General features: G+C 55.6%; 11 protein-coding genes, 4 tRNA genes, 2 pseudogenes and 1 riboswitch. Of the genes and pseudogenes, 11 read left to right on the forward strand and 6 right to left on the reverse strand.

Features of this window, described 5'->3' with window-relative positions; translation table 11 throughout:
* The coding region (locus tag RGM3321_RS00590; protein WP_244391129.1) for an IS3 family transposase at window positions 1-95 on the forward strand (95 nt) is incomplete at its 5' end.
* 128 nt (window positions 96-223) lie between these two features.
* On the opposite strand, the gene RGM3321_RS00595 is transcribed toward RGM3321_RS00590, so the two are convergent.
* Window positions 224-736 carry a 6,7-dimethyl-8-ribityllumazine synthase gene (locus RGM3321_RS00595; RefSeq protein WP_005746300.1) on the reverse strand — a complete coding sequence of 171 codons (513 nt, stop codon included), beginning with the start codon at window positions 734-736 and terminating at the stop codon, window positions 224-226.
* A gap of 126 nt (window positions 737-862) precedes the next feature.
* A riboswitch (FMN riboswitch) is annotated at window positions 863-1,029 on the reverse strand.
* A 212-nt stretch (window positions 1,030-1,241) separates the two neighbouring features.
* Here RGM3321_RS00595 and ltaE point away from each other — a divergent pair.
* From ltaE to RGM3321_RS00630, 7 genes are all read left to right on the forward strand, one after another.
* Window positions 1,242-2,246 carry a low-specificity L-threonine aldolase gene (ltaE, locus tag RGM3321_RS00600; RefSeq protein ID WP_244391123.1) on the forward strand — a complete coding sequence of 335 codons (1,005 nt, stop codon included), beginning with the start codon at window positions 1,242-1,244 and terminating at the stop codon, window positions 2,244-2,246.
* A gap of 144 nt (window positions 2,247-2,390) precedes the next feature.
* On the forward strand, window positions 2,391-5,015 hold the full coding sequence (gene alaS / locus RGM3321_RS00605) for an alanine--tRNA ligase (RefSeq protein WP_244391125.1): 2,625 nt from the start codon (window positions 2,391-2,393) through the stop codon (window positions 5,013-5,015).
* A gap of 93 nt (window positions 5,016-5,108) precedes the next feature.
* A complete protein-coding gene (locus RGM3321_RS00610; RefSeq protein WP_005731386.1) occupies window positions 5,109-6,341 on the forward strand; it encodes an aspartate kinase in 1,233 nt (410 codons plus the stop codon).
* A gap of 171 nt (window positions 6,342-6,512) precedes the next feature.
* Window positions 6,513-6,701 carry a carbon storage regulator CsrA gene (gene csrA, locus RGM3321_RS00615; protein WP_002554426.1) on the forward strand — a complete coding sequence of 63 codons (189 nt, stop codon included), beginning with the start codon at window positions 6,513-6,515 and terminating at the stop codon, window positions 6,699-6,701.
* A 62-nt stretch (window positions 6,702-6,763) separates the two neighbouring features.
* A tRNA-Ser gene (locus tag RGM3321_RS00620) sits at window positions 6,764-6,854 on the forward strand.
* 109 nt (window positions 6,855-6,963) lie between these two features.
* Window positions 6,964-7,040: transfer RNA gene (locus RGM3321_RS00625), tRNA-Arg, on the forward strand.
* 87 nt (window positions 7,041-7,127) lie between these two features.
* Window positions 7,128-7,204: transfer RNA gene (locus RGM3321_RS00630), tRNA-Arg, on the forward strand.
* Between the two features lie 43 nt (window positions 7,205-7,247).
* On the opposite strand, the gene bamE is transcribed toward RGM3321_RS00630, so the two are convergent.
* On the reverse strand, window positions 7,248-7,739 hold the full coding sequence (gene bamE / locus RGM3321_RS00635) for an outer membrane protein assembly factor BamE (protein WP_244391127.1): 492 nt from the start codon (window positions 7,737-7,739) through the stop codon (window positions 7,248-7,250).
* Window positions 7,740-8,063: 324 nt separating this feature from the next.
* On the opposite strand from bamE, the gene mgtE reads away from it, so the two are divergent.
* Complete coding sequence (gene mgtE, locus RGM3321_RS00640; RefSeq protein ID WP_002554424.1) at window positions 8,064-9,506, forward strand: magnesium transporter; 1,443 nt, start codon at window positions 8,064-8,066, stop codon at window positions 9,504-9,506.
* Between the two features lie 191 nt (window positions 9,507-9,697).
* On the opposite strand, the gene RGM3321_RS00645 is transcribed toward mgtE, so the two are convergent.
* The 3 genes from RGM3321_RS00645 to RGM3321_RS00655 all read right to left on the reverse strand — a co-directional run bounded on the left by RGM3321_RS00645 (window position 9,698) and on the right by RGM3321_RS00655 (window position 10,917).
* Window positions 9,698-10,024: an Arc family DNA-binding protein gene (locus RGM3321_RS00645; RefSeq protein WP_002554423.1), complete on the reverse strand. Its 327-nt coding sequence runs from the start codon at window positions 10,022-10,024 to the stop codon at window positions 9,698-9,700.
* A gap of 431 nt (window positions 10,025-10,455) precedes the next feature.
* Window positions 10,456-10,641 (reverse strand): PA3371 family protein, encoded by a 186-nt coding sequence (locus RGM3321_RS00650; RefSeq protein WP_003369912.1) that lies wholly within the window; start codon window positions 10,639-10,641, stop codon window positions 10,456-10,458.
* Between the two features lie 36 nt (window positions 10,642-10,677).
* The gene (locus RGM3321_RS00655; protein ID WP_244391128.1) at window positions 10,678-10,917 is read right to left on the reverse strand and encodes a hypothetical protein; all 240 of its coding nucleotides are present in this window, start codon (window positions 10,915-10,917) and stop codon (window positions 10,678-10,680) included.
* A gap of 317 nt (window positions 10,918-11,234) precedes the next feature.
* Here RGM3321_RS00655 and RGM3321_RS00660 point away from each other — a divergent pair.
* Window positions 11,235-11,311: transfer RNA gene (locus tag RGM3321_RS00660), tRNA-Arg, on the forward strand.
* 72 nt (window positions 11,312-11,383) lie between these two features.
* Here RGM3321_RS00660 and RGM3321_RS00665 read toward each other — a convergent pair.
* Window positions 11,384-12,262, reverse strand: a pseudogene (locus RGM3321_RS00665) (IS3 family transposase); the annotation flags it as partial.
* 297 nt (window positions 12,263-12,559) lie between these two features.
* Between RGM3321_RS00665 and RGM3321_RS00670 the strand changes: the two are divergent.
* Window positions 12,560-13,807: pseudogene (locus RGM3321_RS00670) on the forward strand (AAA family ATPase); the annotation flags it as partial.
* Between the last annotated feature and the right edge of the window lie 150 nt (window positions 13,808-13,957).

Raw genomic sequence — 13,957 nt, forward strand, 5'->3', positions numbered from 1 at the left:
TGGATGAGTACATCCGCTACTACAACAATGACCGCATCAAGCTGAAGCTAAACGGCTTGAGCCCCGTAAAATACAGGGCTCAGGCGGCGCGCTAAAACTGTCCAACTTTCGGGGGGCAGTCCACTGGGGCGTGAGCAACGATAGGTGTCCTGGAGAACACCTATCGTGCCAATGCTCCGCATTGGCATGCAGTTCGTGACGCTCTGCGTCACACCTACGCGTTTCAGCAGGCCGCTTTTTGCTGAGCGTCCAGGCGACGCAGGCTGCGTACCTTGTTCAAGGTGTCAGCGCAGGTCTTCGCCGCTTCTTCGCCTTTGTGCGAGAAGTGATCGAAGAAGAACTTCTGGTGTTCTTCACCCGCATGGAAGTGGTGCGGTGTCAGGACCACGGAAAACACCGGTACTTCGGTTTCCAGCTGGACCTGCATAAGCGCACTGACCACTGACTGCGCAACGAATTCGTGGCGATAGATGCCGCCGTCCACTACCAGTGCAGCGCCGACGATGCCAGCGTAGCGGCCGGTATTGGCCAGCAGTTTTGCATGCAGCGGAATTTCGAAGGCACCGCCCACTTCAAAGATGTCGATGTCACTTTCCGCATAGCCATGATTGGCCATCTCGGCGATAAAACCTTTACGGCTTTGATCGACAATATCCTTGTGCCAGCAGGCCTGGATAAAGGCGACGCGTTCGTTCGGGTGGCTTTTGCTTTTGCTGTCGATTGCAGTAGGTTGCACGTGTTCTGACTCCTGTTTATGGAAAAAACAGGGCGTTTGGATCGAAAGGGATTCAAGTCGCGTAGGAAAGCCTCCTGAACGATGTCGTTCATGATGAGGTTTTGCAGACGTTCTTGCAGACACCAATCCCGCTCTCTCTTCATCCGGACTATGACCGTCGGCCCCGGAATCACACCGGGTCTGCTGACCTTGCCGATCGCCAGCCAAAGCTGCGACCCCCAAGCGCTCGCGGGCTAGACGCATTGCGCGCCATTACCGCCGGTGGGGAATTGCACCCCGCCCTGAGAACGTTGCCGGCACTTTACGTGGCCGGCGCAGGATTTTTATCACAGTTCGCTGGATCATGCATGGACACTTTCGTACGGTGCACCTACCTTTTTCTTATAAGGGCACGGAGTATCGAGAGCGGCGGTGCTTGATTATCATGTACTGCGGCCTCAGTAATGCCTTGTTGCAAGCCAAAGGTTGCATGCATTATCGATCTTCAACTTCAGGGAGCTTTTTCGTGACTGTCATCGATCTGCGCAGCGACACAGTGACTCTGCCTACGCCCGGTATGCGGGATGCCATGGCGCGTGCGCCCGTCGGCGATGACGTCTACGGTGAGGACCCTACCGTCAACCTGCTCGAAGCGACGCTCGCCGAGCGCCTCGGGTTTGATGCCGCGCTGTTTGTCCCGTCAGGCACCATGAGTAATCTGCTGGCGCTAATGGCGCACTGTGAGCGTGGCGATGAATACATCGTTGGCCAGCAGGCACACACGTACAAGTACGAAGGCGGCGGTGCAGCGGTGCTGGGTTCCATCCAGCCGCAGCCACTGGACGTGCAGGCCGATGGCTCGCTGGACCTGAAGCAGGTGCTAGACGCCATCAAGCCCGATGACTTTCACTTTGCCCGCACACGCCTGCTGGCCTTGGAAAACACCATGCAGGGCAAGGTGCTACCGTTGGAATACCTGGCCGCCGCACGCACACTGACGCTGGAAAAAGGCCTCGCCCTTCATCTGGACGGCGCACGGCTGTACAACGCATCGGTCAGGTTGGGCGTCGATGTCCGCGAGATTACCCGGCACTTCGATTCGGTTTCGGTGTGCCTTTCCAAGGGCCTGGGCGCACCGATCGGCTCGGTGCTGTGCGGATCGCAGCCATTGATCGCCAGAGCGCGTCGCTTGCGCAAAATGCTCGGTGGCGGCATGCGTCAGGCCGGAGGGCTGGCTGCGGCAGGGCTCTATGCGCTGGATCATCAGGTCGAACGGTTGGCGGATGACCATGCCAATGCAGCGTTTCTGGCCGAGGGCCTGAGCGGGCTTGGCTACGCCGTCGAGCCGGTGCAGACCAACATGGTCTACGTGCAGATTGGTGAGCGCGCCGCATCACTCAAGGCGTTCTGCGCCGAGCGTGGCATCGTGCTCATTGCCGCGTCGCGACTGCGCATGGTGACCCATCTGAATGTGTCGCGTGCACAGGTTGAACAGATCATCGCTGCATTTGCAGCCTTTGAACACTCATGAGATCCCGATAATCCAGTTACTTGTTTCTATCGCACAAACACACTGTACCGAGGGCGCAACGCCTATATAATGCGGCCCTTTGCCGTCGCTACGTCATTTGACGTTTTGCACTTGCCTCTGGCCGCAGTCTCCGTGGAAGAACCTATGAAAAGCGCAGAAATCCGTGAAGCCTTCCTTGGCTTCTTCGAAGAGCAAGGCCACACCCGTGTCGCTTCAAGCTCCTTGATTCCGGGCAATGACCCAACCCTGCTGTTCACCAACGCAGGCATGAACCAGTTCAAGGATTGCTTCCTGGGCCAGGAAAAACGCGCCTACACCCGCGCCGTTACCAGTCAGAAATGCGTGCGTGCCGGTGGCAAGCACAACGACCTGGAAAACGTCGGCTATACCGCTCGTCACCACACTTTTTTCGAAATGCTGGGCAACTTCAGCTTCGGTGACTATTTCAAGCGTGATGCCATCACCTACGCCTGGACCTTCCTGACCTCCGAGAAATGGCTGAACCTGCCCAAGGAAAAACTTTGGGTCACGGTCTACGCGACCGACGACGAAGCCTACGACATCTGGACCAAAGAGATCGGCGTGCCTGCCGAGCGCATGGTTCGTATCGGCGACAACAAAGGCGCGCCTTACGCCTCCGATAACTTCTGGACCATGGGCGATACCGGACCATGCGGTCCTTGCAGCGAGATTTTCTTCGATCACGGCCCGCAAATCTGGGGTGGCCCGCCAGGCTCGCCAGAAGAAGACGGTGACCGTTACATCGAAATCTGGAACAATGTATTCATGCAGTTCAACCGAACGGCTGATGGCGTGTTGCACCCGCTGCCAGCGCCCTCGGTCGATACCGGTATGGGGCTTGAACGCGTCAGTGCGGTTCTGCAACACGTACATTCCAACTACGAAATCGACCTGTTCCAGAGCCTGCTGGCTGCATCGGCCAAGGCCATTGGTTGCAGCAATGACAACCAGGCTTCACTGAAGGTCGTGGCGGACCACATCCGCTCGTGCGGTTTCCTGATCGCGGACGGCGTGCTGCCTTCCAACGAAGGTCGTGGCTATGTGCTGCGCCGCATCATTCGGCGCGCCTGCCGTCACGGCAACAAGCTGGGCGCCAAAGGCAGTTTCTTCTACCAGATCGTTGCCGCGCTGGTGGCCGAAATGGGCTCTGCGTTCCCTGAGCTGGTGCAACAGCAGTCGCATATCGAGCGCGTGCTGAAAGGTGAAGAAGAGCAGTTCGCCAAGACCCTTGAACAGGGTCTGAAAATTCTTGAACAGGATCTGGCTGACCTCAAAGGCACCGTGGTGCCGGGTGAAGTCGTGTTCAAGCTGTACGACACCTACGGTTTCCCGATGGACCTGACGGGTGACATCGCCCGCGAGCGCAATCTGACCCTGGACGAAGCCGGCTTCGAGCGTGAAATGGACGCCCAGCGCGTGCGCGCCCGTTCGGCCAGCTCGTTTGGCATGGACTACAACAGCCTGGTCAAGGTCGACGTCGCAACGCAGTTCACCGGTTACTCTGCAACGACTGGCAGCGCCAGCGTTGTGGCGCTGTATAAAGAAGGTCAGTCGGTCACTCACCTGAATGAAGGCGAAGAGGGCGTGGTGATTCTCGACACCACCCCGTTCTATGCCGAATCGGGCGGTCAGATCGGTGACAGTGGTTTCCTGCATGCCGGTGATGTGCGTTTCGATGTCAGTGACACCACCAAGACTGGCGGTGCGTTCCTGCACCACGGTGTTGTGGCCTCCGGCAGCCTGAGCGTCGGCGCCCAGGTTGAAACACAGGTGGCCGATGAAGTTCGCGATGCAACCAAATTGAACCATTCGGCCACTCACCTGCTGCACGCCGCATTGCGTCAGGTGCTGGGTGAGCATGTTCAACAGAAAGGCTCGCTGGTTGACAGTCAGCGTCTGCGCTTTGACTTCAGCCATTTCGAGGCGATCAAGCCCGAGCAACTGCGTGCGCTGGAAGATATAGTCAACGCCGAGATTCGCAGAAACACACCGGTGGTAACCGAAGAAACCGATATCGACACCGCGAAAAAGAAAGGTGCCATGGCGCTGTTCGGCGAGAAGTACGGCGACAGCGTTCGGGTGCTGAGTATGGGCGGCGAGTTTTCCGTCGAGCTGTGCGGTGGTATCCACGCCAGCCGTACCGGTGACATCTCGCTGTTCAAGATCGTCAGTGAAGGCGGTGTGGCAGCAGGTGTGCGGCGTATCGAGGCGGTCACCGGTGCTGCTGCGCTGGCCTGGCTGAATGCGGCCGAAGATCAACTCAAGGAAGCCGCGACGCTGGTCAAAGGCAATCGCGACAACCTGCTGGACAAGCTGACGGCTGTGCTTGAGCGCAACCGTCTGCTGGAAAAACAACTGGAACAACTGCAAGCCAAGGCAGCCAGCGCAGCCGGCGACGACCTGTCGTCTGCCGCGCTGGATGTCAAAGGGGTCAAGGTTCTGGCTACGCGCCTGGATGGCCAGGACGGCAAGGCGCTGCTGGCGCTTGTCGACCAGTTGAAGAACAAGCTCGGCCGCGCAGTGATCCTGCTCGGCAGTGTTCATGAGGACAAGGTTGTCTTGGTCGCAGGCGTGACCAAGGACCTGACTGGCCAACTCAAAGCCGGTGATTTGATGAAGCAGGCGGCTGCCGCTGTCGGCGGTAAAGGCGGTGGGCGTCCTGATATGGCTCAAGGCGGTGGTGTCGATGCAGGTGCGCTGGATTCAGCGCTGGCCCTGGCCGTTCCTTTTGTAGAGCAGGGTATCTGAGTCGAGTCTGCTGGCCTGTCGATTTCTGACAGGCCTTGCAAGGATTTGAATGGGTTAATAGGTGCTCTTAACGGGTTCTGAGGCGGCTTTGAGATGGCTTTAATCGTACAGAAATTTGGCGGCACCTCGGTGGGCTCTGTAGAGCGCATCGAGCAAGTGGCCGACAAGGTCAAGAAATTCCGTGAGGCTGGAGACGACCTGGTGGTCGTGCTGTCAGCCATGAGCGGCGAAACCAACCGTTTGATCGAGCTGGCCAGGCAGATCAGTGATCAGCCGGTTCCCCGTGAACTGGACGTGATCGTCTCCACGGGCGAGCAGGTCACCATCGCGCTGCTGGCGATGGCGCTGATGAAGCGTGGCGTGCCTGCGGTGTCCTACACCGGCAATCAGGTCCGTATCCTCACAGACAGCGCGCACAACAAGGCGCGCATCCTGCAGATCGACGACCAGAAGATCCGCTCCGACCTGAAAGCAGGTCGTGTAGTGGTGGTCGCCGGTTTCCAGGGCGTCGATGAGCACGGCAACATCACCACCCTCGGCCGTGGTGGCTCGGACACCACCGGGGTAGCACTGGCCGCAGCGCTGAAAGCTGACGAGTGCCAGATCTACACTGACGTCGATGGTGTGTACACCACCGACCCGCGTGTCGTGTCGCAGGCTCAGCGCCTCGACAAGATCACCTTCGAAGAGATGCTGGAAATGGCCAGCCTCGGGTCCAAGGTGCTGCAGATCCGGGCGGTCGAGTTCGCCGGCAAATACAACGTCCCGCTGCGCGTTCTGCACAGCTTCAAAGAGGGGCCGGGCACCCTCATTACAATCGATGAAGAGGAATCCATGGAACAGCCGATCATTTCCGGCATCGCCTTCAACCGCGATGAAGCCAAGCTGACCATCCGTGGTGTGCCAGACACCCCCGGCGTAGCGTTCAAGATTCTCGGCCCGATCAGCGCGGCCAATATCGAAGTGGACATGATCGTGCAGAATGTCTCGCACGATAACACTACCGATTTCACCTTCACGATCCATCGCAACGACTATCAGGCGGCCTTGCAGGTGCTTGAGACCACCGCGCGTGAAATCAGCGCTCGTGAAGTGTCCGGCGATACCAAGATCGCCAAGGTGTCTATTGTCGGCGTCGGCATGCGCTCGCACGCAGGCGTTGCCAGCCGTATGTTTGAAGCATTGGCCAAGGAGAGTATCAATATACAGATGATCTCCACGTCGGAAATCAAGGTTTCCGTGGTCATCGAAGAGAAGTATCTGGAGTTGGCTGTGCGCGCGTTGCACACGGCTTTTGAGCTGGATGCTCCGCGGCAGGGTGAGTGATCCTGTCGTCGAAGGGCGCGGTCTGACCGCGTCTTTCGGGTGCTGCGCAGAAAGGCTGTGGTTTTCTTTGCGTTAGTCGATACACAGGTAAGGGTTGTGGCCTTGTGCTACAGGTCGATGCCTACTGGTTTGCAGACTGTTGTCCCTGAATAAAGGCGTAAGGAGAAAAGTATGCTGATTCTGACTCGTCGGTGCGCGGAAAGCCTGATCATTGGTGACGGTGAGATTACCGTGACCGTGCTCGGAGTGAAGGGTAATCAGGTGCGTATTGGTGTCAATGCGCCCAAGGAAGTCGCTGTCCACCGTGAAGAGATTTACCTTCGCATCAAGAAAGAGAAGGACGAAGAACCAAGCCATTAATTTTTATTGAATTTTTGGTTTGCAAACGGGGAAAAGGGTGGTTATTATACGCCCCGTGTTGCGGAGAGCTGGCCGAGTGGCCGAAGGCGCTCCCCTGCTAAGGGAGTACACCTCAAAAGGGTGTCGGGGGTTCGAATCCCCCGTTCTCCGCCATTATTTATGTAGTGCGTAAGATTGGGCTTGATCGGTAAGTTGTTGAATTTACTAGAAAAAGTGCTTGACTAAACAATTTTACGACCTATAATGCGCGGCACCAACACATGCACTCGTAGCTCAGCTGGATAGAGTACTCGGCTACGAACCGAGCGGTCACAGGTTCGAATCCTGTCGAGTGCACCATTTAAAGTTGTTTGAAGCGTTGTAATCAATTACAAGGTTTCCGATAACTGGCTTCAACCAGAGGTGATCTGGTCTAAAAACACCAATGCACTCGTAGCTCAGCTGGATAGAGTACTCGGCTACGAACCGAGCGGTCACAGGTTCGAATCCTGTCGAGTGCACCATACAACGAAAAGCCCACATCGAAAGATGTGGGCTTTTTGCTTTCTAGCGTTTTCCTTTAGCGCATCCATTCTCGTCAAATGTCACATTATTGCTGCGACCCTTTTTCTGGTTGTACACGTAATGCAATTCGCCATTACGGTTGGTGACTTTGTCCGGACGTCCCAGCAGGCTCTCAACATCACGCTGCGTCATGCCGGGAGGTGTGTGCTGGTTGATGATCGCTGCCCGACGTTGTTCGGCGCTCAGGCGGTTGCCGCAACCATCATCGCGCGTGCCGACCACCACCAGTTCCTGCCTCGCGGGCTTTCGGAGTGTTGGCGCTGAAAGGTTTGCGGGTGGAAGCAGGTCGATGTTGGTTCCCGGCGGCGCATTGAAGGCCCTCTGCATACGGGTGCTGTGGCCTTCCGGGCAGCCGAGGGTAGTGAACATGATCTTTCCGGAAGCGTCCTCGCAGCGATGAACAGTGCTGGCGGTGGCAGGTGCGGGAGCGCAGAGTAGAGCGCTCCACAGGGATAGATGAACGGCTGTGCGCATGCTCAAGTCCTCCATGACAGGGTGTCGTGCAAGCCTAGCCGCAGCCTCTGTGGGCGGCGAGCGCGTTTTCTTGGCTGAATGTGACGTTGAAGCCGGGCTGGCTAACAGAGTTGTGCAGGTTTGCGCTGCAAACGGTTGTTATAAGCTGAATTTCTCGCATGCGCTTCGCTCAAAGCGGTGTATCATTGCGCCCGTCAGCTCCGCCGGGGCTTGTGGAACACCTCCATGGACTTACCCAGTCGTTACTCAATAATGTTTTTCAACAATCATGAATTAACTGATTGATCTCCCGGCGTGCTCCGCTGCTGGGAGTGGAGTTCGCCTATGACCGAAAGAGAAGTAAAAAAAACGCAGGAAAGCTTGCAGGATCGCCTGGCTCAGGTCGTCGATCTGCTGCAGCGCCAGCGTATTGTTGAAGACCTGACCCATCGTCAGGAAGGTCAGCATCAGGACCGTGTAGAAAACCTGGTTCACCGGCAGAACCTCGTCGAGTTGCAACGCAAGCTCGAAGACCTTCACTCTGCCGACGTCGCCTATATCCTCGAAGCCCTGCCTCTGGAAGATCGTCTGACCGTATGGCAGCTGGTCAAGGCCGAGCGCGACGGCGACATTCTTCTTGAAGTATCCGATTCCGTTCGTGAAACCCTGATCGCCGACATGGATGATCACGAGTTGCTCGCGGCGGCACGGGACATGGACGCCGACGAACTGGCCGACCTTGCTCCCGAGTTGCCCCGCGATGTCGTTCACGAGCTGATGGAGGCACTGGATTCACAACAGCGTGAGCGCGTCCGTTCGGCTTTGTCCTATGACGAGGATCAGGTCGGTGCGCTGATGGACTTCGAGATGGTGACGATCCGTGAGGACGTCAGCCTTGAAGTCGTGCTGCGCTATCTGCGCAGGTTGAAAGAGCTGCCGGGCCACACCGACAAACTGTTTGTGGTCGACTCCGAAGGCGTGCTCAAGGGCGTACTGCCGATCAAGCGCCTGCTGGTCAATGATCCGGAGAAGCAGGTTGGCGAAGTCATGGCCAACGATCCGGTCAGCTTTCACCCGGAAGACGATGCCTACGATGCTGCACAGGCCTTTGAGCGTTACGACCTGATCTCCACCCCGGTTGTGGACAAGAACGGCAAGCTGATCGGCCGTCTGACCATCGATGAAATGGTCGACCTGATTCGTGAGGAAAGCGAAAGCGAAGTCCTCAACATGGCGGGTCTGCGCGAAGAAGAAGATATTTTCGCGTCGGTATGGCGTTCCCTGCGTAACCGTTGGGCCTGGCTGGCAGTCAATCTGGTCACGGCCTTCCTGGCTTCGCGCGTGATCGGCCTGTTCGAAGGCTCCATCGAGAAGCTGGTGGCACTCGCTGCGCTGATGCCTATCGTGGCCGGGATTGGTGGCAACTCCGGTAATCAGACCATCACCATGATCGTGCGCGCGATGGCGCTGGATCAGGTCAATACCGGTAATACGGCCCGCCTGCTGCGCAAGGAACTGGCTGTCGGCTTGATCAACGGTTTGCTCTGGGGTGGGGTGATCGGCGTGGTCGCCTACATGCTGTATGGCAGTTGGTCGCTCGGCGTGGTCATGACCGCAGCCATGACGCTCAACCTGCTGCTGGCGGCGCTGATGGGTGTTTCCATCCCTATGGCGCTGGCGCGCCTGGGGCGAGACCCTGCCATGGGTGCAAGCGTCATGATTACGGCGATGACCGACAGCGGCGGCTTCTTCATCTTCCTGGGGCTGGCGACGATCTTTCTGCTCTAAGCTCTGCCTCAAGATAGGCTCTTAAAATAAAAAAACCGCCATGATCAGGCGGTTTTTTTATGCCCCGACGAAGTCTTCGGGTTGCCATGTACTGCCACTAAACCTGCGACTACTAACGAAAAAGGCTACAACGAAAAAGGCTACAACGAAAAAGGCCAGCTTTCGCTGGCCTTTGTCTGTTACACCAAGTCTCAGGACTCTTCGGAAGCGAGTTCCGTGTCATGAGCAATCAGCGAAACAAGTGCGTTCTGTTGACGATGTGAAAGCTGACGAAAGCGTTGCAGCAGCTCGCGTTCGTGCAAGGACAGCTCAGGACTATCGAGACGCAGGCTTGGTTCATCACCAAGAGCACCTTCCTGAATCAGGCTTTGCTCGAGACGAGCAATGATCTCCGAGTTCATGCTGCGGTGATGATTCTTGGCTACCTCTTGCACACGATTACGCATGCCGTCTGGTAGGCGAACGACGAACTTGTCAGCCGTGCGGCTGGAATAAGTAGCCTGTTTCATAGGGCTCATATATTTAACCGGTTAGTTCAGGGGAAGCGGTTCTAGCAAGTGGCCGCAAGATTGTCACAGTCTGACAATCATTTTGGCCAAATGTTCAACCGGGGTTCCAAGGGGCCGACATCATGCCGTATTACGTCGAATCCTTGGCGTCAATTCTGTGACAAATATTGACTCAGGTAGCGGCGTATTGCCAGCACCAATTATCAGAAATGCGAGCGAATTTGCAAAGTCATCGCATTTTTCCCCGGATAAAAGGGCACGCCACCGAGCCTTTTTAGCAGTCATGGCAATTTGACTCTGAGTATGCGTCTAAATTCAGCGTGAGCGAGGTTAGCCGACCAAGGGTTGGCTGCGATGCAGGAGGTTTCTTTTAAAGGAGGGGGAAATTCTGGATGCGAGCGGTCAGGCGACCGGGCAAATTGCTGCAGGTAGCTTCGCTGTCAGCGAAGCACCGGGTCGAATTTGAAGCGACGACCGACGAACAGCGCAACCACGAAGAGACTGGCGAATACGCCGGCGGCGATATTTGCAGCGATACTCATGGCTTGTGCATTAACAGGAAGCAAAAGGTCGGCAACGACAGCCATGATCGCTAGGACCAGAAATGACAACGCGGATTTTGACATGGCTACTCTCTCTTGAAAGGCTCGTTGCGGGCGTTATCAGAAAACCCAGCGCTGTTCGGCGCGTGGAAACTGAAGTGACTCATCATCGTCATTGGCCAGCATCGCTGCGCTTGCAACGCGGTCAGTCATGATTGCCAGCTTTGGCGCCTGACTGATCTGGTGGTGGACAGGAGCAGGCGTGATGGTCTGAGCGTCCTTGATACCAGAATCCTGGAAATGAAATGCCACCAGAGCCACCAGAGCTGCCGCATTCAACGCTGAGAGAGTCTTGTTCATTTTCCAGTACCTGTGCCCGACCGTTTGGGATGAGATGTGTTCCACAGATATCAATAATGCAGTCTGCATGCCAATCAGAAAATGATAAAAAATCCTTTTAAATCAATTACTTATTAAATCAAAAAAAGTGCTCTACAGTGCGTTTTGCAATGATGGCTTTTTGGGGTGTTGCAAATTGCATGATCGGTTTATCGGGCCGTATTTCCAGGCGACATCGGCTACAGGGTCGAAGGACAATGACGACATGACAAAAGCGCCACATGCCGCTAAGATGCACGCCGTCCTCGCTGGCACCGATCGGTGTGTCGGCACGCAGTGTCTCAGTAGCTCAATTGGATAGAGCATCCCCCTCCTAAGGGGAAGGTTGCAGGTTCGAACCCCGCCTGGGACACCATATAAATAAAGCCTTTCAAGGTATTATCTCGACAGCTCACCTTCTCGGTGACGGCTGGGTGTGTAGTCGTCAGATGCTCTGGCGTATGAGGCATTGCCGAAGCCGCTGGCGAAACTGTCTGCTCCCATATTGATTGGGCGCCCTGATCGAAGTGAAACAGCAGGCGATGAGGTTTACCGAATTGTTCATAGGTCATGTCCAGCGCCTTGATCACCAAGTCCGTATCCGGCTTTTTCGAAACGCCCAGCTTGCTACCCGACGCGCATAATGATCCATCACCACTGTCAGGTAATGCCATTTTCCTTGCGCCCAGATATAGGTGATGTCGCCACACTAGATCTGATTGGGCTTGGGTACATCGAACTCCCGATTCAAAATATTGGGAATGTCAGGTCGCTCCAGTGTTGCTTTCTTATAAGCATGGGAGCCAGGTTGCTTGCTGATTAATCCAGTTCCCGCATCAAGCCACGCACCTTGAACCGACCGATTTACTCGCCATCCTCCTGCATCATCGCACCTATACGGCGGCTGCCGGCAGGACCTCGACTTTGCCCGAATAATTCATTGACGCGACTGCATAGACGAATCTGCTCAGCGTTTTGGGCTCAGAGTTGCAGGCAATGCTCTTAGCAGCATGAGCGAGGTATCTCGAACACTTCGCACAGCAACTCGATTGGCTCATGTGCACTGAGCTGATCAATCAGCGCATGCGCTCGTGCTCTCCCGACATCAAGAGCGTGGTGGCCTTTTTAAAATGGATTTCTTCCGCTCAAGACGGGCGATCCGGGCTTCCAGTTCCTGGATTTTCTGCTGGTCGGGCGTCAGGGCTTTGCCCTGAGGCGTTACGCCATTGCGCTCCTGCTGAAGCTGGCTCACTCAGCGACGCAGCGCTGACTGGACCACCCCAAGCGAGCAGGAGGCTTCGATATGGCTATAACCTTGATCGAGCACGAGGCCTGCGGCCTCGCGTCTGAATTCAGCGAAAAAGGTACGGCGTTGCTTGGTCACCACACACCTCTATATCTGGCGATTCTCGCCTAAATGAGTGTCCGGAATCATTAAATCACTACACCTGCACAATTCTGCCAATATGGTCGTTTCGAAGGCGCTGGCTATAACTGTTGGACTTCCACCTCTCCATGGCATCATCCGGAGGCGTTACCTCTACGCTTACCCTTGCCGGCTAAGCTTGTTATGTAATGATGGGCCTACTACGGCACGATGGATTCTCAGGACGAAAGGACTCTCATGTATTTACGTACTTTAGATATTCACGGTTTCAAATGCTTCGGCGAGCCTTTCACGATTGAATTCCACGATGGTCTCAATGTTTTAGTAGGCGAGAATGGAGCCGGTAAAACAGGTGTCGTCGCAGCCGTCCGCCAGCTCTTTAATGACTCTGAATCGGGCAAACGTTTGATCAACGAGAGAGATTTTCATCGTGGATTTCACGAGGAAGCAGTAACAGCGCAAAGGATTGATATTCAAGCCACATTTTCTGACCTGGATGAGAATGACGCAATTGCTTTCAGGGATTGGTGCGGCAACGAAGAGGAGGCAAAACTCACTTTTACCGCGCTCAATTTGGAATCTCGGGGACGGTTCAAAAGCCAGCTTTATGGTGGTTATGCACGAGCTACAGCGCTGGAAACCGAGACCCTTGATCTTATTCACTGTATCTACTTACCGCCTCTGCGTGATGCGGAAACAAAACTCCGGGATGGGCGCCAGTCCCGTCTAGCCCGACTTCTGAAGGCGCTCTGCCGCAAGGAGCTTGACATCGCTCGTAAGGAGGGTAAACCGCATCCACTGGAGGAGCGAGTTGGTGCGTTCAACCAAGAGCTTTCCGCGAGCGACGACTACGCAATCAAGCAAGCAAATGAACGAATTGGGAATAGCTTGAGGGCCGCGTTAGGTATGCACCTGTCCCAGAACACACACATTCAGTTCTCGGAAGTGAGCTTTTCACGCATCGTTGAAGGTCTGCGATTGCTATATTTTCCGAGTCTCGCTGCGGCCGACGCTACGCAGTTCCGGTCTCTAGAAGAAAACAGTCTTGGCTACAACAACCTGCTCTATATTGCTTCGATTCTGGCTGAGCTTACGTTAGAAGTTGAGGAGGAGCGCGGGGAAGAAACGTACTTGCGACTTCTGCTGATTGAAGAGCCCGAAGCCCACCTTCATCCTCAGCTTCAGATACGTCTCCTGAAGCATCTCAGCACTGTGGCCAAAGAAAAAAGTATCCAGGTGATTGTAACCACCCATTCGACGGTAATTTCATCCGCAGTGTCAGTTGATGAAATCATCCATCTCTCCAACAAATGCACCCCGGTAGCGATACCCCTGCGGACGTGTGGACTTCCAGAGTCAAGCCGGAAATTCATCGACCGGTGGCTCGATGTCACTAAATCCAACCTGCTTTTTTCGAAAGGCTCTATTTTGGTTGAAGGTATAGCAGAAGCGATGGTTATCCCGGAGCTGGCACGTAGAGTGCTCGCTCAGTACGGCGACGGCGAAAACTGACCTTGCCCCTGAAAAACGTATCCCTTGCCAGGTGCCTCAATAGCCGCAAGGATACGACATGACTAAGCTCAAGACAGACCGCGTTAAATACACCCTCGAGTTCAAGCTTGAGGCCGTGCGACT

The sequence above is a fragment of the Pseudomonas sp. RGM 3321 genome (genome assembly GCF_022836805.1).
Classification (GTDB): domain Bacteria; phylum Pseudomonadota; class Gammaproteobacteria; order Pseudomonadales; family Pseudomonadaceae; genus Aquipseudomonas.

What these genes read in the sequence shown, in the direction of transcription:
- alaS (WP_244391125.1), top strand. Translation starts at nt 2,391, where the DNA reads ATGAAAAGCGCAGAAATCCGTGAAGCCTTCCTTGGCTTCTTCGAAGAG.
- RGM3321_RS00610 (WP_005731386.1), top strand. Translation starts at nt 5,109, where the DNA reads ATGGCTTTAATCGTACAGAAATTTGGCGGCACCTCGGTGGGCTCTGTA.
- csrA (WP_002554426.1), top strand. Translation starts at nt 6,513, where the DNA reads ATGCTGATTCTGACTCGTCGGTGCGCGGAAAGCCTGATCATTGGTGAC.
- bamE (WP_244391127.1), bottom strand. Translation starts at nt 7,739, where the DNA reads ATGCGCACAGCCGTTCATCTATCCCTGTGGAGCGCTCTACTCTGCGCT.
- mgtE (WP_002554424.1), top strand. Translation starts at nt 8,064, where the DNA reads ATGACCGAAAGAGAAGTAAAAAAAACGCAGGAAAGCTTGCAGGATCGC.
- RGM3321_RS00645 (WP_002554423.1), bottom strand. Translation starts at nt 10,024, where the DNA reads ATGAGCCCTATGAAACAGGCTACTTATTCCAGCCGCACGGCTGACAAG.
- RGM3321_RS00650 (WP_003369912.1), bottom strand. Translation starts at nt 10,641, where the DNA reads ATGTCAAAATCCGCGTTGTCATTTCTGGTCCTAGCGATCATGGCTGTC.
- RGM3321_RS00655 (WP_244391128.1), bottom strand. Translation starts at nt 10,917, where the DNA reads ATGAACAAGACTCTCTCAGCGTTGAATGCGGCAGCTCTGGTGGCTCTG.